We start from the raw sequence: 23,047 nt of genomic DNA, 5'->3' as shown, positions 1-23,047 counted from the left end.
GTGGCCGTGATCGATGCCGTAGGAGCACGCGAAGTCCTCGATTCCCGAGGCAACCCGACGGTCGAGGTCGAGGTCCTCCTCGACGACGGCGTCGTCTCGCGCGCGCTCGTCCCGTCCGGTGCCTCCACCGGCGCCTTCGAGGCATATGAGCTGCGCGACGGAGACGCGTCCCGCTACGGCGGCAAGGGCGTCCTCAAGGCAGTGGAGGCGGTGCTCGACGAGATCGGCCCCGCGCTCGAGGGCTTCGACGCCACCGACCAGCGTCTCGTCGACGCCGCGCTCATCGAGCTCGACGGCACCGAGAACAAGTCGCGCCTCGGTGCGAACGCGATCCTCGGCGCCTCGCTCGCCGTCGCCCGCGCCGCCGCCGACTCGGCCGACCTGCCGCTCTTCCGCTACCTCGGCGGCCCGAACGCGCACACGCTGCCCGTCCCGCTGATGAACGTCGTCAACGGTGGCGCGCACGCCGACACCAACGTCGACATCCAGGAGTTCTTCCTGGTGCCCTACGGCGCCGAGTCCTTCTCCGAAGCGCTCCGCTGGGGCGTCGAGACCTACCACGCCCTCAAGGGCGAGCTGAAGAAGCAGGGCCTGGCGACCGGCCTCGGCGACGAGGGCGGCTTCGCGCCGGAGCTCGCGTCGAACCGTGCGGCGCTCGACTTCCTCGTCGCCGCGATCGAGAAGGCCGGCTTCACCCCGGGCAAGGACATCGCGCTCGGGCTCGACGTCGCCTCCACCGAGTTCTTCGCGGACGGCAAGTACAACTTCGAGGGCAAGCAGCTCTCCTCGCAGGAGTTCACGAGCTACTTCTCCGACCTGGTCGCGAACTACCCGCTCGTCACCATCGAGGACCCGCTGGCCGAGGACGACTGGGAAGGCTGGACCCACCTCACCGCCGAGCTCGGTGGCAAGGTGCAGATCGTCGGCGACGACCTCTACGTCACCAACCCGAAGCGCCTGCAGCGGGGCATCGACGAGAAGGCCGGCAACTCGATCCTGGTCAAGGTGAACCAGATCGGCACGCTGACCGAGACCCTCGACGCGGTGTCGCTCGCGCAGCGCCACGGCATGACGGCGATCCTCTCGCACCGCTCCGGCGAGACCGAGGACACCACCATCGCGGACATCGCGGTGGCCGTCGACGGTGGCCAGATCAAGACCGGCGCCCCGGCCCGCTCGGACCGCGTCGCGAAGTACAACCAGCTCCTCCGCATCGAGGAAGAGCTCGGCGACGCCGCGGTCTACGCCGGCCGCACCGCGTTCCCGCGCGCCGCAGCGCTGTAGGGGCACAGACCCTCTAGCCAGCAGCACACCGGACGCAGGTCGTCCACCCGACGCGCCCCGTGCCTCCCGTCCGCTCATCCGGACCACGGCACGGGGCGCGTCTGCGTGTCGTCCCGTACGCCCGGCTGGGAAGGGGCCGAAACGCAGGCGCGGCGGCGCGGACCACGCCGACGGCCGGGTTATCGTCGTGACGTGCCCAGCCAGAAGCCCCGCGTCCGCCGCGTCCCCGTGGCGATGCCCGAGGGCGGCACGGCCGAGCAGCCGTGGTACCGCTCGATCCGGTTCTCCGGGTTCAGCCTGCTCATGCTCGCGATCATCGTGCTGTTCGTCGTGGTCCTCGCCCCGTCGCTCCGGACGCTCATCCAGCAGCAGGAGCAGATCGCGCAGCAGCAGCGTGAGGTGGCGGCGCAGAAGTCCGACGTCGCGCAGAAGCAGAAGGACGTCGCGCGCTGGGACGACCCCGCCTACATCGAGGCGCAGGCCCGTGACCGGCTGCTCTACGTGTACCCGGGGGAGCAGAGCTTCCTGGTGATGGGCGAGGGCACGAGCACCTCCGACGACTCCCCGACGACGGACTCCGGGACCCCCGTGAGCGCGAAGGTGCAGACGCCGAAGGTGGACTGGGTGCAGGCGATGATGTCGTCCGTGCTGAAGTCCGGCCTGTCCGAGGAGACCACGCAGGAGCTCGTCGCGCCCGACGTCTCCGGCACGGGGAACTCCTCGAACTGACCGCCCGTCGTCACACGGTGCGGGGAGCCGCGGAACTCGGGTAGCCTCTTGTACCCGTGACGACCCCTCCGTTCGACCCGCCGTCCGACCACGACGTGCAGGTGGTGTCGGCCCAGCTGGGCCGCCCTGCTCGCGACGTCGTCGGCATCGCGGCACGCTGCGTCTGCGGCAACCCGACGGTGGTCGCCACGAAGCCGCGGCTGTCGAACGGCACACCGTTCCCCACGCTGTACTACCTGTGCCACCCGGCGGCCACCGCTGCCGTCAGCACACTCGAGGCGACCGGGGTCATGCCCGAGCTCGCCGCGCTGCTCGATGACCCCGACACCGCCGAGCGCTACCGCGCGGCGCACGAGGCCTACCTCGCGGACCGCGAGTCCATCGAGCACGTCGACGAGATCGACGGCATCAGCGCGGGCGGCATGCCCGTCCGCGTGAAGTGCCTGCACGCCCTCGTCGGTCACTCACTCGCTGCCGGACCCGGCGTGAACCCCATCGGCGACCTCGCGCTCGAACGCGCATCGTGGTCGCCCGACCGGTGCGAATGCCGGGCGTATGATGAGGGTGCAGACGCTGGAGTCGGGGCGGGTGGCGGCGAAGTCTGACCAGCCGCCCGGCAACCACCCCCACTCCAAGGAGACCATTCCCCGTGCCCAAGATCCTCGTCGTCGGCGGCGGTTACGCCGGCTTCTACACCGCCTGGAAGCTCGAGAAGCACCTTCGCCAGGGCGAAGCTGAGGTCGTGATGGTGGATCCGCTGCCGTACATGACGTACCAGCCGTTCCTGCCGGAGGTGGCTGCCGGTTCGATCGAGCCGCGCCACGCGGTCGTCTCGCACCGTCGTCACCTCAAGAAGACCCGCGTCGTCACGGCGAAGGTCACGAAGGTCGACCACGCCACGAAGACCGCGACCATCACGCCGGAGATCGGCGAGCCGTGGGAAGAGTCCTACGACCAGATCGTGATGACCGCCGGTGCCGTCTCCCGCACGTTCCCCATCGCGGGCGTCGCGGACGAGGCGATCGGCCTCAAGACCATCGAAGAGGCCGCCGCGATCCGCGACAAGGTCCTCACCAACTTCGCCAAGGCGTCGAACCTGCCGGCCGGTCCCGAGCGTGACCGCCTGCTCACCGTCGTCGTCGTCGGTGGTGGCTTCGCCGGCATCGAGGTGTTCGCCGAGCTCCGCTCGTTCGTCACCGACCTGCTGAAGAGCTACCCGGAGCTGTCCTTCGACGACACGCACTTCCACCTGGTCGAGGCGATGGGCCGCATCATGCCCGAGGTCTCGCTCGAGACCTCGCACTGGGTGCTCAAGAACCTCGCGCAGCGCGGTGCGAACGTGCACCTCGACACGCAGCTCGCCTCGGCCGTCGGTGGCGTCTGCCAGCTCAAGGCCAAGGATGAGTCGATCCAGACCGTCGAGTCCGACCTCATCATCTGGACCGCCGGCGTGATGGCGAACCCGATGGTCAAGGGCACCGACTTCCCGCTCGAGCCGCGCGGCCGCATCACCGTGCAGCCCGACCTCCGCGTCGTCGACGAGGACACGGTCATCGCGGACGCCTGGGCCTGTGGCGACGTCGCAGCCGTGCCGGACCTCACCGGTGGTGGCGTCGGCGGCATGTGCGTGCCGAACGCCCAGCACGCGGTCCGTCAGGCCAAGCAGCTCGCGAAGAACCTCGTCGCGACGCTCCGCGGCGAAGCGACGGTCGACTACAAGCACGAGAACCTCGGCGCCGTCGCGGGTCTCGGCATCGGCATCGGTGTCTTCCAGTCCGGCAAGTTCGCCATGAAGGGCTTCCTCGCCTGGGGCGCGCACCGTGGCTACCACGGCATGGCGATGCCGTCGTGGGAGCGCAAGTGGCGCGTCATCGGCGACTGGGTCGGCGGCTTCTTCCTGGGCCGCGACATCGCGTCCCTCGACGACCGTGAGACCCCGCGCGCCGCGTTCGAGGCGTTCGCGTCCCGTCCGAAGCCCGCCGCGACCGAGGAGCCCGCGGCCGTTGCCGCGCCGGCTCCGGAAGCAGGCACGCCCGCCGGCGCTGCCGGTCCGGCGTACGCCACCCCGGCCGAGGACGTCTCGAAGGACGCCGCTCCGGTCGACGGCGAGAAGGCCACCGCGAAGTAGCACTCCGCTCACGCCGAAGGGCGGTCACCCCACCGGGTGGCCGCCCTTCGGCGTTCGAGGCGTTCGAGGCGTTCGCGTTCGAGCCGTTCGAGGCGTGTGCGCTGGTCGCTAGGCTGTTGCAGCCCGCCCCCGTGGCCCAATCGGTAGAGGCACGCGACTTAAAATCGCTGAGCTGAGGGTTCGAGTCCCTCCGGGGGTACCGATACCGAGCGACCCCGGCGCTGCGACAGCACCGCGGAACGAAACAGCACCGCGGGGATCCCGCGGTGCTGTTTCCGTCTCGTGGTTCCGTGCGCGCCTCAGTGCAGGCGGTAGCCCGTGACCATGGGGCAGGTGAACGGGTCACGCGCCGCGAGCCCGACCCGGTTGAGGTAGGCGACGACGATGCCGTACGACTTGCCGAGGCTCGCCTCGGTGTAGGGGATGTTGTGCTTCTCGCAGTGCGCCTTCACCATCGGCTTCGCGAGGCGCAGGTTCGGCCGCGCCATGCTCGGGAAGAGGTGGTGCTCCGCCTGGTGGTTGAGGCCACCGAAGAGGTGGTCGGCCCAGATGCCGCCCGTGATGTTGCGGGAGGTGCGGACCTGGCGGGAGAGGAAGTCGATGCGGGCGCCCTCCGCGATGATCGGCATGCCCTTGTGGTTCGGCGCGAACGAGCCGCCCATCATCACACCGAAGACGGCGAGCTGGACACCGAGGAACGCGAAGCCGACGCCGAGCGGCATCAGCGTGAAGATCGCCCAGAAGTACAGCGCGAAGCGTGCGACGAGCAGGACGGCCTCGATGATGCGGTCACGCCCGGTGCCCTTGATGTGCTGGCCGGTGACGAGTGCGCGGACGCCGAGGAAGTGCAGGTTCGCGCCTTCCATCGTCAGCAGCGGGAAGAACGCCCAGCCCTGCACACGGGTGAGGTAGCGGAGCAGTCCGCGACGCTCGGCGGCGTCTTCCTCGATGAAGGACACCGTGTCCTGCGCGATGTCGGGGTCCTTGCCGATGGTGTTCGGGTTGCCGTGGTGACGGTTGTGCTTGTTCATCCACCACGTGTACGAGAGCCCCACGAGGAAGGTGCCGAGCACCCGGCCGGCGTGGTCGTTCCACTTGCGGGAGGCGAACACCTGCCGGTGTGCGGCTTCGTGCGCCAGGAACGCGAACTGGGTGAACAGGGCGCCGAGGACGGCGGCGGGGATCAGCTGGAACCACGAGCCACCGAGCATGGCGACGGCGGCCCAGCAGACGGCGACGAGACCGACGAGCACGGCGAACACGGTCCAGTAGAAGCCGACACGGCGTTCCAGGAGGCCAGCCGAGCGGACCTCTTCGAGGAGGTCCTTGTACGTGGAGGTGCCGGAGGTGGCGCCCGGAGCACGCGGGGTGGTGGGTCGGTACAGGGTCGATGAAGACGGCATGGAGGCTGCTTCCATCAGGAACAGCCCTTCGGCCGAACTCAGAGTTCCCGCAACTGCGGTTCCCCGAAACCTATGGGCTGAACCTGGGCAAGCACCGTGGAGTGCGCGTACCGTTCGGCCGAGGTCGTCCCCCGTCTCGTGGCGATTCCGGGCCGGGAGGTCCCCGCCCGTGAAACACATCATCTACGGCCTTGCGTCCGTGCTCACCACGGACGACGCCGCGTACGCCGTGCTGGAGTACGCCGCCGCCCTCGCCCAGGCCGGTCTGGCCGACACCGTGCACGTCCCGACGGTCGACCGGTGGGGCATGGCGACGACGTCGAGCATCCTCCTCGCGCCGGCGATCGGGGTGCTCGTGCAGTCCGCTCCGGACGACGAGCTGCACCCGGAGACCGAGGGGTTCACGACCGAGATGCGGCTGCGGACCCAGGCGGTCCAGACGACGGGCTGAGCGCCCCTGCTCATCGGGGTGACCCGCGACCGTTAGCATGCTCCGGTGGTGGGATTCGGCAGTGCGATCGCGAACCTCCGTGGAGTCCTCCGGCAGCCAGAGGCGCACGAGGTCGTCGACGGCGAGACCGTCCCGGTCGGGATGCTCCTCGGCACGCTCGGCACCCTGCTCCTCGACGCCGGCAGCTCGGTCACCGACGTCCGTTCGGCGCTCGAGAAGGCCCGCGACGCCGCCGGCATCGGCCCGGAACTCGCGGTCGGGGTGCTGCCCGCGCTGGTGATCGTGAGCGAGACCTCGACGGGTGCTGCCACGATCGTGAACGCCGAGGGCGTCGAGCTCTCCTTCCGCCAGGCCGCCAGGGCGAACCGCCTGGTGCTCGGGCTGGAGAGCGGGTCGATCGCCCTCGCCGAGATCCCGGCGCGGGTCCGGGCGATCCGCGACGGCACCCGGCCGCCCGCACCGCTGCCGTGGGTGCTCGGGAACGCGCTGACCTCTGCGGGGCTCGCCGTCGTGTTCCGGTGCCCGTGGTGGGCGATCCTCGTCGCGCTCGGCGTCGGCGCGGTCGTCGGCGTCATCGGGCTGCTGCTCCGCCGGTACCGCGAGGCCGTCGCCGTCGTCCCGTTCCTCGCCGCCTTCGTCTCGACCGCGGTCGTCGGCCTCGTGGCCGCCGGCACCGGGTTCGACCACGTGCCGCTGTTCGCCGTCTGCGCACCCGTCGCGGTCTTCGTCCCCGGCGCGCTCATCACGAACGCGCTCCTCGAGCTCACCGCGGCCGACATCGTGACCGGGTCGGCCCGGCTCATGCAGGGGCTCATCATCCTCGGGTTCATGGCAGCCGGGATCGCCGCCGGCAGCGCCGTCACCGGCCTGCACGTCGACCCGACCTCGGCCGCACTCGTGGGGGAGGTCGCGGGGGTCGGCAACGACCTGGCGGGCTGGGAGTCCGTCCCGCCGTACTGGCTGTCCTGGGTCGCCGTCGGGGTGCTCGCCATCGGGATCGGGCTGGTGTTCGGCGCCGGCTGGAAGCTCACGGCCGCGTCGATCGTGGTGATGGTGCTGGCCTACGCGCTCGTGTCCGGCCTCGCGCCGCTCGTCGGGAGCGTCGTCGCGACGGGCATCGCGGCGGCCGTGCTGTTCGTCGCGACGCGGTGGCTCGAGCGGCTCGTGCCGGTGATCCCCGCGACGGTGTCGTTCCTGCCGGCCTTCCTGCTGCTCGTGCCGGGGACGGTCGGGCTCGTCGCCGTCGCCACGTTCGACCCGGAGTCGCTCGCCACGCCCCTCGCGACGTTCGTGAGCCTGTGTGTGGGCACGAAGATCGGCGGGCTGCTGCCCGGCCTCTTCGCCCGCCGCACGCCGACACACTGACGAGCGCGACCAGAGCGCCTCCTGGCCGCGCGACCAGCGCCCCTACGGCTCGATGAAGCGGCCGGCGGCCTGGTCCTCGGCGGCGGTCGCCTTCGCGAGGTAGTGCACCTTCTTGCCCGTCGCGTTGTACGGCAGCTCGGTGACGAACCGGTACCGCCGCGGCCGCTTGTACCGCGCGAGCCCCGGGTGCGTCCCGGTCCACTCCTCGAGCGCCGCCGCCGCGGCCACGTCGTCGGCGGGCAGACCCTGGTCCGCGCGGATCACGAACGCCACGACGACCTCGCCCCAGCGCTCGTCGGGCACCCCGACCACCACGGAGTCCGCGACGCCCGCGTGCTCCTGCAGCACGGCCTCGACCTGCACCGGGTGCACGTTCTCGCCGCCGGAGATGATCATGTCGTCCTTGCGCCCGACGATCGTCACGCGCTCGTGCTCGTCCCAGGTCGCGAGGTCGCCCGGGTAGAACCAGCCGTTCGCGAACTTCTCCGCCTCGAGCCCCGGGTTCCGGTACGAGTACCCGGACTTCACGGTGCGCACCGCGAACTCGCCGATCTCGCTGCCGTCCTTCGGCACGGTGTCGCTCGGATCGGCGAGCTTGTCCGTGTACACCCGGACCACGGCGACGTCGTCGTCGGTGGAGGCGCGGCCCGTCGAGCCGGCACCGTCCGGGAAGTCCTCGGGGCGCAGGAACGTGTTCCAGAAGGTCTCGGTGGTGCCGTAGCCGTTGAAGATCCGCGGGGAGAGCAGCTCCTGGTAGCGGAGCGCCGCTGCCCGGTCGAGCGGTGCGCCCATCGTCACGATGCCGTTCAGGGAGGAGAGGTCGCGCGGTCGGCGCTCCTGCGCGTTCGCGAGCTGCACGAGGTTCGGCGGCGCGCCGATCAGGAAGGTCAGCCGCTCGGACTCGACGAGGTCGAGCACCCGGTCCGGGTCGAAGTGCCGGAGCGTGGTGAGTTCGGCGCCGACGTAGAACACCGGGTTCGGACCGCCCGAGTACAGACCGCCACGGTGGAACAGCGGCGACATGTTGAGCGTCTTGTCGAACGGGCTCAGCGGGAAGTGCATGATGACGTCGTGCGCGCTGAGCACCTCCACGAGGCTCGGCAGCGGGACCGGCTTCGGCCGTCCCGTGGTGCCCGAGGTGTACAGGCGGGTGGTCTCGTCGTACGTGGAGCGCGGCTCGGTGGCGGCGAGCTCGTCGGCGGTGACGGGCTCGTCGGCGAGGAGGTCGGCGAACGGGACGTCGGAGCCGACCGCGGGATCACCGGAGCCGACCACGACGACGTGTGCCGGCCGGTGCGACGCCGAGGTGCGGGCAGCTGCGAGGTCCTCCGCGCGTGCCGCGTCGTACACGAGCACGACGGGGGCGGAGTCGTCGACGATGAAGGCGACCTCGTCGGGTGCGAGCCGGAAGTTCGTCGGCGAGAACACCGCGCCGATCCGGTGGCAGGCCAGGTAGAGCATCGCGAACTCGGGGGAGTTGAACAGCTCCACCATCACGACCGAACCGCGCTCCACCCCGTGCCGGACGAGCCAGCCGCCGACCCGGTCGACCACGTCGCCGAGCTCGGCGTACGTCCACGACCGGTCGGAGTCCGGGTCTCGGAGGGCCGGCCGCGCGGCGAAGCGGTGCGTGTTCCGCGCGAAGCCGTTGGCGTAGGTGTAGCTGCCCTCGAAGACCTCGCGGAAGCGGGTCGGGTCGTAGTCGGATCGGGTCTCGGTCATCGTCGCTCCCTGGCTCGTCCGGTGCTGCCGTCGCACCGTCCGTCAGCGTATCCGCGCGCCGATCCGGGTGGCACGCGCCGCGCTCGGAGACCGGCCGCGTCGGCGACGCGGGTCGCCGTGGCGGAGGTGGGACGAGCCTCCAGGCCGGTCCGGTCCGGTGCTCTGCCGGACGTGCACCCGGTCGGGAGGCCCGGCTCGGCTCAGGCGCGCGTGTCCGGTTCCAGCACGCGGACCCACACCCAGGTGGCGGCCGCGACGGCGACGCACCCGCAGGCGACGACGGCCATCACGACGGGGGAGACGTGCGTGCCGGCGGTGCCCGAGTACACGGCGGCACCGAGCGCGACGCCCACGGCGGCGATCGACGCGTACCGGGTCCGCGAGTGCGCCCAGAGCGCGCCGCCCGCCGAGCCGGGCAGGGGGAGGAGGGTGACCACGAACGAGCCGAGGCCACCGACGCAGAGCGTGATCGCGAACTCCGACACGAGCGAGACCCAGAACCCGGAGCCGAGCGTGAGGCTGTGCAGCACCCACCCCGCTGCGGCGAGGACGAGGAGTGCGACGGACCGCCAGGTGGCGCTCCGAGCGCAGGCGGCGACCCCAGCCCCGAGGCGCATCGCACCGGTGTCCACGTCGGTCCGGCCGACCGGGACGAGCAGCACGCCGACCACGACCGCGGGGGAGAGGTCTGCCGTGCGGGTGACGGCGCAGGCCACGAGGGCGGTGAGCACGAGCCACGGTGAGACCCGGTACCCGACCGCGTGCCGGTCCGCTCCGGCGGCCCACCGCGTCGCCACGACCACGCCCGCCGTGAGCACGGCGGTGCCGAGGAGGACGGCGATGGCGAGGCGGACGTAGCGCGCCTCGAGTTCGACGCCGACCCCGAGCAGGGTCAGGACGGTGGCGAGCACCACGGCGATGCCGACCGACACCCACCCGGGCAGGGAGTCGTCCCCGCGGCGGCGCTCGGAGCGCGGACGGTTCCGGCCGGTGAACGAGGCGAGTCGCAGGGACACGCGGCCGTGGAGCGACCGGGCGACGAGTCGGACCGGGCCCGCGACGAGGAGGAGGAACGCCGCTGCGACGGCCGCGGCGACCAGCAGGGTGCGCCAGGAGAACGAGGACTGGATCGTGGGGACGGTCTGGTCGAACGTCGTCGCGACGGACCAGTCGCCGGCGGGACCGGACCAGTCGATGCCGTGGCCTGCGCCGCCGCTCGAACCAGCGCCGGCGCCTGCGCTGCCGTCGCCGGAGCCGTTCCCGCCCGCGCCACCACCGGAGCCGCCCGTGCCCGTGCCCGGTGCACCCGTGCTGCTGCCGTCCCCGCCCGGGTCCGGCGTCGTCCCGCCGGCCGTCGGGCCGCCGGGGGTCGTGCTGCCGGACGCGGTGCTGCCCGGACCGGTGGCGGTGGCACCCGGGGTGCTGCCGGATGCGCCGGCGACCCGGACCACGACGGCGGTCGAGGACGCCGAGTGGTTGCCCGCGGCGTCGTGCTGCAGTGCGGTGACCGATCGTGCGCCCGCGGCGAGCGGGACGCCCCGGGTCGAGCACGACCACGCACCGTCGCTGCCGACGGTCGCACCGCAGACGGGGGCACGGTCGACGTAGACCGTCACCGCAGCCGCGGGCTCCCCGGTCCCGCGCACGGTGAGCGGCTGGTCGGCGACGCGCTCTCCGGTCCGCGGCGCGGTGATCCGAGGCGCTGCCGGTGGCGTCCGGTCGAACGTGACCGAGACCGGGGCGGACGCGGCGCTCCGGAGGTCGGACCGGTAGCCCCGCGCGGTGCTGACGGTCTGGGTGGCCGTCATCGTGACCGTGCCGCTCGGGTGCGGTGCCGCGCCGGTCGACCAGGACACGACCCAGCGGCCGTCGGACCCGACCGTGGCCGTGCGGACCGCGGGCGAGCCGGAGACCGACACCGTCACGGTGGTCCCCGTGTCGCCGCTGCCGACGACCGTGCCGGTGGTGGGGTCCCGCGTGGTGATGGTGGGCGGCACGACGACGTCGGCGGCCGGAGCGTCGGCGGTGTGGCGCGAGGTGTCGGAGACGTCCTGCACCGTGAAGACCTGCTGTGCGCCGGTGTGCACGCGGCCGAAGCAGGACCAGGCGCCGGTGGTGCTCGTCGTCGCCGTGCAGACCGAGGAACTCGTCACCCTCGGATCGATCACGCGGACGCGGTGGCCGGGGGTCGCGGTGCCGTGGAAGCGGCCCGTGGCGCTCGTGAGGTCGCCCGGGTCGGCGATCGTCGGGTCGACGGGCGGTCGGCCGGTCGGCGGGGTGCTCGGGGTCGACGTCGGGGTGCCGGTCGGTGCGGCGCTCGGGCGGGTCAGCGACTGGGTGGGCGCCGGTGTCGGTGTCGGCGTCGCGGGGACTGCGGCTGCGGTGGCGCCGTTCGCCGCCGCGGCAGTGGTGGCTCCCGTCGCGGCCGCGGCGGGCGCGACGCTCAGCGCGAGCAGCGCCGCCGCGAGGGCTGCGGTGAGACCGCCGAGCACCCCCACGCGGGCACGACGAACGGGGCCGTCGCCCCCGACTGCCCTGGTGTCCACGTCGTCCCCGTGCGTGTTCATGCCCCTCCATCCCACGTGACGACGGCCCATCGGTCAATACACCTCGCGGATGATCCGCGCGATCCGGCCCCTGTCCGGACGCCCGGTGTGCGTGCCTGGGGAATCGCCCGTGAACCACCGCTCGCGCGCGGCAGGCGCACGCAGCGTCGTTAGAATCGTCGATGGCCTGACCTGGCCGAACCCGACCCGACGAGGAGCACTCCCGCATGGACACCGGACTCATCACGACCCTGATCGTCGTCGGCGTGGTGGTCGTGGTCCTCGTGATCGTCGGGATCTACCTCTGGGTCACGTACAACTCGCTCGTCACGCTGAAGGTCCGCGTGGACGAGGCGTGGAGTGACATCTCGGTGCAGCTCAAGCGGCGCGCCGACCTGATCCCCACCATCGTCGACACGGTGAAGGGGTACGCCACCCACGAGAAGGCCGTCTTCACCGACGTCACGAAGGCCCGTGCGGAGACGCTCAGCGCCGGGGACGCGGACGCCGCCTCAGCCGCCGAGGGCCACATGCAGAAGGCGCTGAAGAGCGTGTTCGCCGTGGCCGAGGGCTACCCGCACCTGCAGTCGAGCCAGAACTTCCTGCAGCTGCAGACCCAGCTCGTCGACACCGAGGACAAGATCCAGTCGGCCCGGCGGTTCTACAACGGCGGGGTCCGCGAGCTCAACACGAAGATCAAGGTCCTCCCGAACTCCACGTTCGCCAAGCGCCGCGGGTTCAGCGAAGCGTCCTTCTTCGAGACCGCCGAGCCCTCGGCGATCGCCGAACCGCCGCGCGTCCAGTTCTGACCCACCGTCCCGGAAGCCGCTGATGTACAGCGCGATCGCGCGGAACAAGCGCAACACCGTCGTCATCGTCCTGGTGTTCCTGGTCATCATCGGTGCGCTCGGGTTCCTCGGCGGGTACCTGGCGGGGAACGTCTCGATCGGCGTCATCGTCCTCGTCGTCGCACTCGGGTACGCCGTGCTGCAGTACTTCACCGCCGCGCGGCAGGCCACCGCCATCGCGGGCGGCATCGAGATCGACCGGAACACCGAGCCGCGGCTCTGGCGGACGGTGGAAAACCTGGCGATCGCCACCGGCATGCCGATGCCCCGTGTCTTCGTCATCCGCGATCCGTCGCCGAACGCCTTCGCGACCGGCCGGGACCCGGAGCACGCGGTCGTGGCCGCGACGACCGGGCTGCTCGAGATCATGGACGACCAGGAGCTCGAGGGCGTCATGGCGCACGAACTCGGACACGTCCGGAACTACGACATCCGGGTGTCGACGATGGTCTTCGGGCTGGTGGTCGCGGTCGGGCTCATCGCCGACGTGCTCCTGCGCATCTCGATCTTCAGCGGACTGTCCGGCGGGCGGAACCGGAACAACGACAACGGCGGCGGCGGCGCGAACCCGATCCTGCTCATCGCCGGGATCGTCGCCGTGATCGTGGCACCGATCGCCGCCATGGGCGTGCAGGCGGCGGTGTCCCGGCAGCGCGAGTACCTCGCCGACGCCACCGGGGCGCTCACCACCCGGCACCCCGAGGGGCTGGCGCGGGCGCTCGAGAAGCTCGGCGCCTCCGGGCAGCCGATGCGGACGCAGAACTCCTCGATGGCGCACCTGTGGATCGCGGACCCGATGAAGCCGGGCGTGATGGACCGGCTCTTCTCGACGCACCCGCCGCTGCCGGACCGCATCGCGCGGCTCCGCGGCATCCAGGACCGCTTCTAGCCGACGTCCTGCGCGGCGTCCTGTGCCGCGGGCCCGGCCGGTTGGGACCCGTCGGCGTCGGCCGGTTCGGGCGCGTCGGCGTCGTCCGCGTCGACGTGGGGCACGAGCGGGACGCCCAGCGCTCCGGCGAGCCGTGCGGCTGCGGTGCCGCGGTCGGTCACCTCGACGTCGTCGAGCCCCTGCCACGCGGCGGCCCGGCGGATCGTCGCGGCCAGGCGCTCCGGGTCGAGCGTGGCACCGGGCTCTTCCCACGCCGTCCGCACGCGGAGGACCCCGCGCTGCCGATCGCTCTTGAGGTCGACACGACCGACCAGGGCGTCGTCCTGCAGCACCGGGAGCACGTAGTACCCGTAGACCCGCTTCGGTGCCGGTGTGTAGATCTCGATCCGGTAGTGGAAGCCGTACATCCGCTCGGCCCGGCGCCGGAACCACACGACCGGGTCGAACGGGCTGAGGACCGCGTCGGTCGTGAGCGCCCGCGGCACCCGGGCCTCGGCGTGCATCCACGCGCGCTCGCGCCAGCCCTCCACCTGCACGGGCAGGAGCACACCGGCGTCCTGCAGTTCGGCGATCGCCGCGCCGGTGTCGTCCGACCGGAGCCGGTAGTAGTCGGCGATGTCCGCCCGCGTGCCGACCCCGAGGGCGCGGGACGCCCGGGCGACGAGTTCGCGGATGGCGTCGGGGCGTGCCGGTGCGGTGTCCAGGAACCCGGCGGGCAGGACCTGGTCGGGCAGCGCGTACACGCGCTCGAACCCGGACCGGCCGGCGCTCACCGCTTCGCCCCAGCGGAACATCTGCTCGAGCCCGAGCTTCACGTCGCTCCAGCCCCACCAGGGACCGCGCCGGACGTTCGACTCGTGCTCGACCGCGCTCGCCGGCATCGGGCCCTCGCTCGCCAGGAGCGCGTGCAGCTCGCGCCGGACCGCCTCGGTGCGGGTGACTCCGTCGATCCGCGTCGGGCCGGCGTCACGCACCCGGAACGCGTCCATCTTCCAGCGGAACAGCCGGAGGTCGTCGCGCGGGATGAACGCCGCTTCGTGGGCCCAGTACTCCAGGTGCGAGCCGCGCTTGGTCAGGGTGAGGCGGTCGAGGGCCTGCCGGTCGTAGGCGCCGAGCCGGGCGAAGAGCGGCAGGTAGTGGCTGCGCTCGAAGACGTTCACCGAGTCGATCTGCAGCAGCCCCAGCCGACCGATCCCGGCGCTGATGCCCCGGGTCGGGACGGTGTCGAGCGGCGGCCGTCCGAATCCCTGCGCGGCGAGTGCGACGCGGCGGGCCTCGGCGGCGGAGAGCGTGGTCCTGGGCACGACTCGACCCTACTGAGCACCGCCGACGTGCGACGCTCTGGTCATATGCCGCATCTGGAACACGTCGGCCGCCGCGCAGATACACTCCAGCCATGGCATGGGGCAGGAAGACGGTCGTCGAACCAGTGGTCGTGGAGCGGAAGTCGCACCCCGACCCCGTGGTCGAGGAGTCGGTGCCCACGGGGATCCGGATCGCCGGTGCGTGGTCCTGGCGGGTGCTCGTCGTCGTCGGCGTGATCGCGCTCTTCATCTGGCTGATGACCATCTTCAGCGAGATCCTGATCCCGTTCCTCGTCGGCATCGTGGTCTCGGCGCTCCTCGTGCCGATCTCGAACTGGATGCAGCGGCACCACGTGCCGAAGTGGCTCGCGATCGTGATCAGCCTGCTCGGCGGTCTCGCGGCCATCGGTGCGCTGCTGTGGCTCGTCGTCGACCAGGTCATCGCGTCGTACCCGTCGCTCCGTGACCGCACGGTGTCGCAGTACGCGAACATCCGCGACCTCGTCCTGAACTCCGGCCTCGGCATCACCCAGAGCGACGTCAACGGGTGGCTCGACGACGGCACGAAGTGGCTGCAGGACAACTCGGCGTCGATCCTGTCCGGCGTCGCGAGCGCCGGCTCGGGGGCGACCCACGCGTTCGAAGCGCTGTTCATCATCCTGTTCACGACGATCTTCCTGCTCGTCGACGGCAAGAACGTCTGGCGCTGGACCGTCCGGCTCTTCCCGAAGAAGGCCCGTGCCGCGGTGGACGGTGCCGGCGTGGCCGGCTGGATCACCCTGACGAGCTTCATCCGGGTGCAGATCTTCGTCGCGTTCGTCGACGCGGTCGGCATCGGTCTCGGTGCGTTCATCGTCGGGCTGTTCTTCGGCGGCATGCCGCTCGTGATCCCGATCGCGGCGTTCGTGTTCCTCGGCGCGTTCATCCCCGTCGTCGGTGCGATCGTCACCGGCTTCCTGGCCGTCTTCGTCGCCCTGATCTTCAACGGGCCGGTCGCCGCGGTCCTCGTGCTCGCGGTCGTCCTGCTCGTCCAGCAGATCGAGGGGCACATCCTCCAGCCGCTCGTGATGGGCAACGCGGTCAAGGTGCACCCGCTCGCGGTCGTCCTCGGCGTCACCGCGGCGTCCGGTCTCGCGGGCATCGCCGGCGCGTTCTTCGCCGTGCCGCTCATCGCCACCCTGAACGCGATGGTCACCACGATCGCGAGCGGTCGCTGGCGCCGGCTCGACTCGGACCACGTCCTCGAAGCGACACCGAAGCGCGGGCAGCACGGGCAGCTGCAGCTGCTGCGTCGACGCCGCCACACCACGCGTGACGACGTCCCGGCTCCCGGCAGCGACAAGGAACCGGCTGCCGCTCCGGGAACCGCCAGCACGAACTGACGTCACGGGTTCGTCAGGACGGGCCGGACCGACGATGATGGGACCGTGACCGACACCACTGCGCCGACGATCCCGACCATCGACGACATCGAGCGGGCGCGCGTGACGATTGCGGGCGTGGCTCGGGTCACCCCGATGGAGACCTCGCAGTTCCTCGCCGAGGTCCTCGGTTCCCCGGTGCACCTGAAGTGCGAGAACCTGCAGCGCACCGGTGCGTACAAGGTCCGGGGCGCCTACAACCGGCTCTCCGCCCTGACCGCCGAGCAGCGCGCGAAGGGCGTCGTCGCCGCGAGCGCGGGCAACCACGCGCAGGGCGTCGCCCTCGCCGCTCGGGAGCTCGGCATCCCGGCGACGATCTTCACGCCGGTCGGGGTGGCGCTGCCGAAGCTGCAGGCCACCCGGCACTACGGCGCCGAGGTCGTGCTCCGCGGGCACTCCGTCGAAGAAGCGCTGTCGGCCGCAAAGGACTTCGCGGCCCGGACCGGCGCCGTGTTCATCCCGCCGTTCGACCACCCCGACGTGATCGCCGGGCAGGGCACGCTCGGCCTCGAGATCGTCGACCAGGTGCCCGACGTCGACACGGTCGTCGTGCCGATCGGCGGCGGCGGTGTGATCTCCGGCATCGCGATCGCCGTGAAGGGCCTCGCCGAGCGTCTCGGGCGGCCGATCCGGGTCATCGGTGTGCAGGCCGAGAACGCAGCGTCGTACCCGGACTCGCTCGACGCCGGCGAACCGGTCACCATCACCACGAGCCCGACCATCGCCGACGGCATCGCGGTCGCCCGCCCCGGCGAACTGAACTTCCCGATCATCCGCGACCTCGTGGACGAGATCGTCACGGTCTCCGACGACGACACCGCCCGGGCACTCCTGGTCCTCCTCGAGCGCGCGAAGCTCGTGGTCGAAGCCGCCGGTGCGGTGGGCGTCGCGGCGATCATGGCCGGCGCGGTGCGGGACACCGGGCGCACGGTGGTGCTCCTCAGCGGCGGCAACATCGACCCGCTCATGATGGAGCGGGTCATCACGCGCGGGCTCGTCGCCGCGTCGCGCTACATCGGCATCCGGATCATGCTGCCGGACCGTCCGGGGCAGCTCGCCCGGGTCTCCCAGGTCATCTCCGACGCCGGCGCGAACGTGGTGGAGGTCCTGCACACCCGCCACGGCCAGGGGCTCGTGATCAGCGAGGTCGCCCTGGACCTCTCGATCGAGGCCCGCGGCCCCGAGCACGCCGAAGAGGTCATCCAGCGGCTCCACGAGGCGGGCTTCCGCCCGGAGCAGCTGCTGCACTGAGGCGGTCGGCTCTCCCGACGACGGACAGGAGGCCCGTGGCGATCCCGCCACGGGCCTCCTGTCGGTGTGGGGTGCGGGCCCTACGGCTCGTAGCGCTCGACGTCCGTCACCTCGACGGTGATCTCCTTGCCGTTCGGCGCGGTGTACGTCGCGGTGTCACCGGCACGGAGACCGACGATCGCGGCACCCACCGGGCTGACCGGGCTGTAGACGGTCAGGTCCGAGCCCTCGGCGACGATCTCGCGGCTGCCGACGAGGAACGTCGACGGGTCGCCGGCGATCGTCGCGGTCACGACGGTGCCGGGTTCGACGGTGCCGTCGAACTCGGCTTCGCTCACCGTGGCGTGCTTGAGGAGCTCGGTGAGGACGCGGATGCGCGCCTCGATCTTGCCCTGCTCGTCCTTGGCCGCGTGGTAGCCGCCGTTCTCCTTGAGGTCGCCTTCTTCGCGCGCGGCTTCGATGCGGCGGGCGATCTCGGCACGGCCTTCGCCGCTCAGCTCCTCGAGCTCAGCGGTGAGACGGTCGTGTGCCTCTTGCGTGAGCCAGATGGCCTGCGTGTCGTTGCTCATGGAAGTCATCCCTTCGGCCATGAAAGAACGAGACCGACCGGAGCGGTCGGTCTCGTCAGGCGAATCACGGCAGTCTAGGGAACCCAGCAGGTGTGGATCAAGCCGGTCACGCCGCGTGTCGTGGTGTTCACCTCGGTCGAGATGGACCGGGTGCGCTCGGTCACCGCGGGGAGCGAGACGACCTTCCAGCCGACGATCGTGTACGACTTGTCGAGCACCTGGATGGCGCAGTCCATCTCGGTGCCCGGGTCGACCGACACCTGCGAGTGCACGACCGCGCGGTGTGCCGAGAGGATCTCGTAGCCAACGTCGTCGCTGTCGATGCCGTGCGAGGTCTGGCCGGGGCCCGCCCAGATCACCCAGGCACCGAACACGACGACGATCGCGGCGGCTGCGGCGATCGCGATCGTCCGGGTCCGGCGGGTGCGGCCGGCGGTCCGCCCGTAGCGGTCGTCCAGGGCGGCTGCGGTGGTTCGTGTGGTGCTCGGGTTGTGCTGTTCGGACAGTTCGGGGCTCCCGGGGTGATTATCCTGATCCCAGGGTAGTTCACGGTCTCCGTGGATCACCCGCGTCCCCGATCGAGAACCGTGAGGATCCCCGTGCCACACCGTCTGATGGCCGTCCACGCCCATCCCGACGACGAGTCGAGCAAGGGAGCGGCCACCGCGGCGAAGTACGCGGCCGCGGGCGACGACGTCCTGGTCGTCTCCTGCACCGGCGGCGAAGCCGGCGACATCCTCAACGACCAGCTCGGCGAACCCGCGACCAGTCGAGCGCACCGCGACATGGCGGGCTTCCGCCGCGGGGAGATGGCGGCGGCACAGGCGGCGCTCGGGATCGACCACGTCTGGCTCGGCTACCACGACTCCGGCCTGCCGGACGCGGAGAAGGGCGAGACCGTCCGCCCCGGCACGTTCTCGACCGTCCCGCTCGAGTTCTCGACCGAGGCACTGGTCCGCGTGGTCCGCCGGTTCCGCCCGCACGTGCTCGTCACGTACGACGAGAACGGCGGGTACCCGCACCCGGATCACATCCGCACGCACGAGGTCTCGGTGGCCGCCTGGCGCGACGCCGCCGACCCGGACAAGTACCCGGACGCCGGGGAACCCTGGGCGATCTCGAAGCTGTACTACGAGCGCACCATGAACCCGCGCCGCTTCACCGCCTTCTACGAGGCCCTGAAGGAACGCGACCCGGACAGCCCCCTGGTCCCGCAGCTCGGCGAGTGGGTGGAGCGCTTCGCGGACCGCCCGGACCTCGCGACGACGCACGTGGACGTGCACGAGTACTTCGACGCCCGGGACGCGGCGCTCCGTGCGCACGCGTCCCAGGTGCCGCCGGACAGCCCCTTCTTCTACTGGCCGAACGACCTCCTCGCGACGGTGTGGCCGACCGAGGACTACCAGCTGGTGGAGGCACGTGTGCCCACCGACCTGCCGGAGTCCGACCTCTTCGCGGGGATCCCACCGGAACAGGACGTCAACGCGTGAGCACCATCGCGGCAGTACTCGCCGCCACCCCGAGCCCCAGCCCGACCTCGACCGTCCCGGACGTGGACGTCACACCGGGCGTCGTCGGGTTCATCGCGATCGCCCTCGTCGCCGTCGTGACGATCCTGCTCGTCATCGACATGACCCGCCGCATCCGACGGACCCGCTACCGCGCCGAGATCCGGGAGCGCCTGGAAGCAGAGGCGCGTGGCGAGACCGTCCCCACGGACGAGCCGGGCCGTACCGACGTCGGCGACGACACGGAACGCGGGTAGGCGCGACCCATCGGCGGACGGGAGGCCCGTGGCGGCCCCGCCACGGGCCTCCCGTCCGCCCTCGGCGCGCCCACTCGCGCGTGGTGGGTCGACCCGCGCGTGGTGGGTTGACTCGCGCGTGGTGGGTGGAATCCGGCGTGGTGGGTCGACCCGCGCGTGGTGAGTCGAATCGCGCGTGGTGAGCGGAATCGCGCGTAGGGAGTCGAATCGCGCGTAGGGGGTGCTTTCTTTCCACCTCGTACGCGCGATTCGACTTCCCAGTGCGGGCGTCATGGGAAGGAACGCGCGTGTCGTGCCGCCGGGCGAACTGGGTCCGAGCGTCAGCGGACCGGGTGCAGCGCCACCAGCAGGATGCCCGCCCACTGCGCCGCGAAGGCGGCGACGGTGAGTGCGTGGAAGACCTCGTGGAAGCCGAAGAACGTCGGCGAGGGGTTCGGCCGCTTGAACCCGTAGACCAGCGCACCCACGACGTACGCGAGTCCGCCGGACAGGACCAGGACCGTCATCGGGACGCTCGCGGCGAAGAGCTGCGGCAGGATCCCGAGGGCCGCGCAGCCGAGCGCGAGGTACAGCGGCACGTAGAGCCACCGGGGTGCGCCGATCCAGAAGACCCGGAAGGCGATGCCGAGGAGCGCGCCGCCCCACATCACCCACAGCACCACGAGCATCAGCGTGTGCGGCAGCGCACACACCGCGACGGGCGTGTACGTCCCCGCGATGAGCAGGAAGATGTTCGTGTGGTCGATGCGCTTCAGGACGCGCTTGACGACCGGCCCCCAGGGGAAGCGGTGGTAGGTCGCGGAGACGCCGAACATGATCAGCGACGTCGCCATGAACACCGCTGAACCGGCCTTCGCGGCGGGTGAGGCGGCGAGGGTGACCAGGACGATCCCCATCGCGACGGCGAACGGGAACGTGCCGAGGTGGATCCACCCACGCCAGGCGGGCCGCTCGTCGACGGCGGTCGCCGCTTCTTCCGTGAACGGGACGTGGGGGAGGGTTCCGGTGTCCAGGTCCTGCTGCATGCTCCGACGATACGGAGGGCCGGCAGACCGACGGCTGGGAGTCCGCACCGAGGTCCGGTGCACTACGCTCGTCGCGTGACGGGCAAGCTGGGTTGGGCGGGACGCGGGATCCTCTACCGCGCGTACCAGCAGCGCATCCGTCGCCAGATCGAGGACGCACCGAAGCCGAAGCACGTCGCGATGATCGTCGACGGGAACCGCCGCTGGGCGAAGCAGCTCGGGCTCGAGACCGCGGCGCACGGCCACCGGGCCGGCGCGGCGAAGATCCCCGAGTTCCTGTCCTGGTGCGACGACCTCGGCGTCCAGGTCGTCACGCTCTACCTGCTCTCCGCGGACAACCTCAAGGGCCGCGGCGGCGACGAACTCGAGCAGCTCATCGGCATCATCGCCGCGCTGGCCGACCGCCTCTCGCACCACCGGTCGTGGCGCGTGCAGCACGTCGGGTCGAACGACGGCCTGCCCGAGGAGCTCGTCACCGCACTGTCCGAGGCCGAGGCACGGAGTGCCGACCACACCGGGCTGCACATCAACCTGGCGGTCGGGTACGGCGGCCGGCGGGAGATCGCGGACGCCATGCGGAGCATCGTCCGGGCGCACGGTGAGGGCGGCGGCACGCTCGACACCCTCGCCGAGGTCCTGACGCCGGAGCTCATCGGCGACCACCTGTACACGCAGGGCCAGCCGGACCCGGACCTGATGATCCGGACCTCGGGGGAGCAGCGCCTGTCGGACTTTATGCTGTGGCAGAGCGCGCACAGCGAGTTCTACTTCGTCGAGGCGTTCTACCCGGACCTGCGCGAGGTCGACTTCCTCCGGGCCGTGCGTGACTTCGGGCTGCGGTCGCGTCGGTTCGGCGGCTGACGCGTCGGGCCCTCCGGTCCGGCTGACGCGCCGATCGCTCCGGTTCGGCGGCCGGGTCGGGTCCCAGTACACTCACAGGGTTCTGCTTCTGTGAAAGGTGCACCACTGTGATCGAGATCGACGAGTACGTCGCCGGCTTCGCCGAGGAACCCGGGTACCTCGACCACGCCGCGTTCGGCCCGGTGCAGACCGCCGTGCTCGAGGAACAGCGGGTCCTCGGCACCATCCAGGAGCACATGCGCTTCGGCGCCATGGAGACGCTCGACGAGCAGGACGCCCGCGTCCGCGCCGTCGCCGCGCGCCTGGTCGGTCGCCGCGCGGACCAGGTCGTCTCGCAGACCGCGACCACCCCCGGGCTCCTGCACACCGCGTTCGGCCTCACCGGCGGCGTGCTCGTCGCCGCGGACGAGTACCCGTCGATGCCGCTCGCACTCGCCAGCGCCGCGTCCGCCACCGGCGGCCGCGTCCGTCCCGTCGTCATCGAGTCCGGTGCCGGCTGGGTCACGCCGTCCCTCGTCGAGTCCTGGCTGGCCGCCACCCCCGCCTCGCCCGAGGACGCGATCACCGCCGTCGCCGTGTCGCTCGTCGACTGGCGCACCGGGTACCTCGCCGACCTGGCCGGGATCCGTGACGTGATCGGCGACCGCCTGCTCATCGTCGACGCGATCCAGGGCTTCGGCGTGGTCGACGCCCCCTACGAGGTCGCCGACGTCGTCGCCACCGGCGGCCAGAAGTGGCTGCACGCCGGGTGGGGCACCGGCTTCACCGCCTTCAGTGACCGTGCGCTCGAGCGCCTCCAGCCGGCGCTCTCCGGCCCGCACGGCACCACCGGCTGGCCCGTCGAGGTGCCCTCGGTCCGCCCGGGTGCCGCCGGGTTCACGATGACGCGGATCGACCCCGTCGCCCAGGCACGGCTCGCGGTCTCGCTCGAGCGCCTCACGGCCGTGGGGGTCCGGGCGGTGCAGGAGCGCGTCGCGGACCGGGTCGAGCGGGTCTTCGCGATCGCGGACGAGTTCGGGCTCGAGGTCGAGTCGAGCCGCGACCCGGCCGAGCGTGCCGGCATCGTGGTGCTCCGGCCGGCCGAGGGGCGCCTCACCGCGCTGTCCGCCGCGCTGCACAACCACGGCGTGACGACCAGCACCCGGCTCGGGACCGTCCGCGTGTCGGTGTTCGCGTCGACGACGGACGAGACGCTCGACATGTTCCGGGACGCCTGCATCTCCTACGCCACCTCCTTCTAGTCGCGCGGCGGGGCCGGCTCGCCCGCCGCTCGCTCTCAGGTCCCGTTCACGCGAACGTAACCGAGCGATCCGCGTGTCGGTGGCGACCCTGTCGGTGGCCGGACGTAGCTTTGCCGAATCGGGCACCGCGCCCGATCGAAGCGGCCACAGTCGGTGCTTCGGGACCCGCTCCGTGGCCGTGTCGAGGACAAGGACCGGGTCGTTCGCGGCCCGGGGATGGAGTGGTCGTGACCTCTCAGAACGTC

General features: G+C 71.5%; 21 protein-coding genes and 1 tRNA gene. 15 read left to right on the top strand and 7 right to left on the bottom strand.

Annotated features, from left to right (window positions below; translation table 11 throughout):
* From eno to EDF27_RS10925, 5 genes are all read left to right on the top strand, one after another.
* Positions 1–1,284, top strand: a complete 1,284-nt coding sequence (eno, locus tag EDF27_RS10945) for a phosphopyruvate hydratase (RefSeq protein ID WP_123654205.1) — start codon at positions 1–3, stop codon at positions 1,282–1,284.
* A 192-nt stretch (positions 1,285–1,476) separates the two neighbouring features.
* Positions 1,477–2,013 (top strand): septum formation initiator family protein, encoded by a 537-nt coding sequence (locus EDF27_RS10940; protein ID WP_185017203.1) that lies wholly within the window; start codon positions 1,477–1,479, stop codon positions 2,011–2,013.
* Between the two features lie 56 nt (positions 2,014–2,069).
* Entirely contained in the window at positions 2,070–2,618 is a 549-nt protein-coding gene (locus EDF27_RS10935) for a DUF501 domain-containing protein (RefSeq protein ID WP_123654204.1), read from the top strand.
* 44 nt (positions 2,619–2,662) lie between these two features.
* On the top strand, positions 2,663–4,141 hold the full coding sequence (locus EDF27_RS10930; RefSeq protein WP_123654203.1) for an FAD-dependent oxidoreductase: 1,479 nt from the start codon (positions 2,663–2,665) through the stop codon (positions 4,139–4,141).
* Positions 4,142–4,266: 125 nt separating this feature from the next.
* A tRNA-Leu gene (locus EDF27_RS10925) sits at positions 4,267–4,340 on the top strand.
* Between the two features lie 100 nt (positions 4,341–4,440).
* Here the strand turns inward: EDF27_RS10925 and EDF27_RS10920 are convergent.
* Positions 4,441–5,544 (bottom strand): acyl-CoA desaturase, encoded by a 1,104-nt coding sequence (locus EDF27_RS10920; RefSeq protein ID WP_123654202.1) that lies wholly within the window; start codon positions 5,542–5,544, stop codon positions 4,441–4,443.
* Between the two features lie 169 nt (positions 5,545–5,713).
* Here EDF27_RS10920 and EDF27_RS10915 point away from each other — a divergent pair, with 169 nt between their 5' ends.
* Together EDF27_RS10915 and EDF27_RS10910 are read left to right on the top strand one after the other, a co-directional pair.
* Complete coding sequence (locus tag EDF27_RS10915) at positions 5,714–5,995, top strand: hypothetical protein (protein ID WP_123654201.1); 282 nt, start codon at positions 5,714–5,716, stop codon at positions 5,993–5,995.
* A 45-nt stretch (positions 5,996–6,040) separates the two neighbouring features.
* On the top strand, positions 6,041–7,360 hold the full coding sequence (locus EDF27_RS10910; RefSeq protein ID WP_207909609.1) for a threonine/serine exporter family protein: 1,320 nt from the start codon (positions 6,041–6,043) through the stop codon (positions 7,358–7,360).
* A 42-nt stretch (positions 7,361–7,402) separates the two neighbouring features.
* On the opposite strand, the gene EDF27_RS10905 is transcribed toward EDF27_RS10910, so the two are convergent.
* Positions 7,403–9,082 (bottom strand): AMP-binding protein, encoded by a 1,680-nt coding sequence (locus EDF27_RS10905; protein ID WP_132048773.1) that lies wholly within the window; start codon positions 9,080–9,082, stop codon positions 7,403–7,405.
* A gap of 200 nt (positions 9,083–9,282) precedes the next feature.
* Complete coding sequence (locus tag EDF27_RS10900) at positions 9,283–11,649, bottom strand: Ig-like domain-containing protein (RefSeq protein ID WP_132048771.1); 2,367 nt, start codon at positions 11,647–11,649, stop codon at positions 9,283–9,285.
* A 206-nt stretch (positions 11,650–11,855) separates the two neighbouring features.
* Here EDF27_RS10900 and EDF27_RS10895 point away from each other — a divergent pair, with 206 nt between their 5' ends.
* Together EDF27_RS10895 and EDF27_RS10890 are read left to right on the top strand one after the other, a co-directional pair.
* On the top strand, positions 11,856–12,437 hold the full coding sequence (locus tag EDF27_RS10895) for a LemA family protein (RefSeq protein WP_243698306.1): 582 nt from the start codon (positions 11,856–11,858) through the stop codon (positions 12,435–12,437).
* A gap of 22 nt (positions 12,438–12,459) precedes the next feature.
* Positions 12,460–13,365: a M48 family metallopeptidase gene (locus EDF27_RS10890; protein ID WP_132048769.1), complete on the top strand. Its 906-nt coding sequence runs from the start codon at positions 12,460–12,462 to the stop codon at positions 13,363–13,365.
* On the opposite strand, the gene EDF27_RS10885 is transcribed toward EDF27_RS10890, so the two are convergent.
* Positions 13,362–14,669, bottom strand: coding sequence for a crosslink repair DNA glycosylase YcaQ family protein (locus tag EDF27_RS10885; protein WP_132048767.1), 1,308 nt, complete (start codon positions 14,667–14,669; stop codon positions 13,362–13,364). The genes EDF27_RS10890 and EDF27_RS10885 overlap by 4 nt on opposite strands.
* Before the next feature lie 92 nt (positions 14,670–14,761).
* On the opposite strand from EDF27_RS10885, the gene EDF27_RS10880 reads away from it, so the two are divergent.
* Positions 14,762–16,051 (top strand): AI-2E family transporter, encoded by a 1,290-nt coding sequence (locus EDF27_RS10880; RefSeq protein WP_243698305.1) that lies wholly within the window; start codon positions 14,762–14,764, stop codon positions 16,049–16,051.
* Between the two features lie 45 nt (positions 16,052–16,096).
* Positions 16,097–17,341, top strand: coding sequence for a threonine ammonia-lyase (ilvA, locus tag EDF27_RS10875; RefSeq protein ID WP_123654196.1), 1,245 nt, complete (start codon positions 16,097–16,099; stop codon positions 17,339–17,341).
* Positions 17,342–17,421: 80 nt separating this feature from the next.
* Here ilvA and greA read toward each other — a convergent pair whose 3' ends face one another.
* A complete protein-coding gene (greA, locus tag EDF27_RS10870) occupies positions 17,422–17,910 on the bottom strand; it encodes a transcription elongation factor GreA (RefSeq protein WP_123654195.1) in 489 nt (162 codons plus the stop codon).
* A 74-nt stretch (positions 17,911–17,984) separates the two neighbouring features.
* Positions 17,985–18,476: a DUF4307 domain-containing protein gene (locus EDF27_RS10865; RefSeq protein ID WP_123654194.1), complete on the bottom strand. Its 492-nt coding sequence runs from the start codon at positions 18,474–18,476 to the stop codon at positions 17,985–17,987.
* A gap of 33 nt (positions 18,477–18,509) precedes the next feature.
* On the opposite strand from EDF27_RS10865, the gene mca reads away from it, so the two are divergent.
* Both mca and EDF27_RS10855 read left to right on the top strand, forming a co-directional pair.
* On the top strand, positions 18,510–19,400 hold the full coding sequence (gene mca, locus EDF27_RS10860; protein WP_132048765.1) for a mycothiol conjugate amidase Mca: 891 nt from the start codon (positions 18,510–18,512) through the stop codon (positions 19,398–19,400).
* Positions 19,397–19,675, top strand: a complete 279-nt coding sequence (locus tag EDF27_RS10855; RefSeq protein WP_123654192.1) for a hypothetical protein — start codon at positions 19,397–19,399, stop codon at positions 19,673–19,675. Before mca ends, EDF27_RS10855 begins: the two co-directional genes overlap by 4 nt.
* A 320-nt stretch (positions 19,676–19,995) precedes the next feature.
* Here EDF27_RS10855 and EDF27_RS10850 read toward each other — a convergent pair whose 3' ends face one another.
* A complete protein-coding gene (locus EDF27_RS10850; protein WP_123654191.1) occupies positions 19,996–20,700 on the bottom strand; it encodes a hemolysin III family protein in 705 nt (234 codons plus the stop codon).
* A gap of 75 nt (positions 20,701–20,775) precedes the next feature.
* Here EDF27_RS10850 and EDF27_RS10845 point away from each other — a divergent pair, with 75 nt between their 5' ends.
* Both EDF27_RS10845 and EDF27_RS10840 read left to right on the top strand, forming a co-directional pair.
* A complete protein-coding gene (locus tag EDF27_RS10845; protein WP_185017199.1) occupies positions 20,776–21,561 on the top strand; it encodes an isoprenyl transferase in 786 nt (261 codons plus the stop codon).
* A gap of 107 nt (positions 21,562–21,668) precedes the next feature.
* Positions 21,669–22,802, top strand: a complete 1,134-nt coding sequence (locus EDF27_RS10840) for an aminotransferase class V-fold PLP-dependent enzyme (protein ID WP_123654190.1) — start codon at positions 21,669–21,671, stop codon at positions 22,800–22,802.
* Positions 22,803–23,047: the final 245 nt, after the last annotated feature.

Origin of the sequence: Curtobacterium sp. PhB136 (genome assembly GCF_004346855.1) — a bacterium.
GTDB lineage: Bacteria > Actinomycetota > Actinomycetes > Actinomycetales > Microbacteriaceae > Curtobacterium.
Note: the sequence above shows the minus strand (reverse complement) of the source record. Positions and strands in the feature narration are given on the sequence as shown.

Excerpts from the sequence above, each read along its gene's own strand:
- EDF27_RS10920 (WP_123654202.1), bottom strand. The coding sequence starts at position 5,544 with ATGCCGTCTTCATCGACCCTGTACCGACCCACCACCCCGCGTGCTCCG.
- EDF27_RS10905 (WP_132048773.1), bottom strand. The coding sequence starts at position 9,082 with ATGACCGAGACCCGATCCGACTACGACCCGACCCGCTTCCGCGAGGTC.
- EDF27_RS10900 (WP_132048771.1), bottom strand. The coding sequence starts at position 11,649 with ATGAACACGCACGGGGACGACGTGGACACCAGGGCAGTCGGGGGCGAC.
- EDF27_RS10895 (WP_243698306.1), top strand. The coding sequence starts at position 11,856 with ATGGACACCGGACTCATCACGACCCTGATCGTCGTCGGCGTGGTGGTC.
- EDF27_RS10890 (WP_132048769.1), top strand. The coding sequence starts at position 12,460 with ATGTACAGCGCGATCGCGCGGAACAAGCGCAACACCGTCGTCATCGTC.
- EDF27_RS10880 (WP_243698305.1), top strand. The coding sequence starts at position 14,762 with ATGGCATGGGGCAGGAAGACGGTCGTCGAACCAGTGGTCGTGGAGCGG.
- greA (WP_123654195.1), bottom strand. The coding sequence starts at position 17,910 with ATGAGCAACGACACGCAGGCCATCTGGCTCACGCAAGAGGCACACGAC.
- EDF27_RS10850 (WP_123654191.1), bottom strand. The coding sequence starts at position 20,700 with ATGCAGCAGGACCTGGACACCGGAACCCTCCCCCACGTCCCGTTCACG.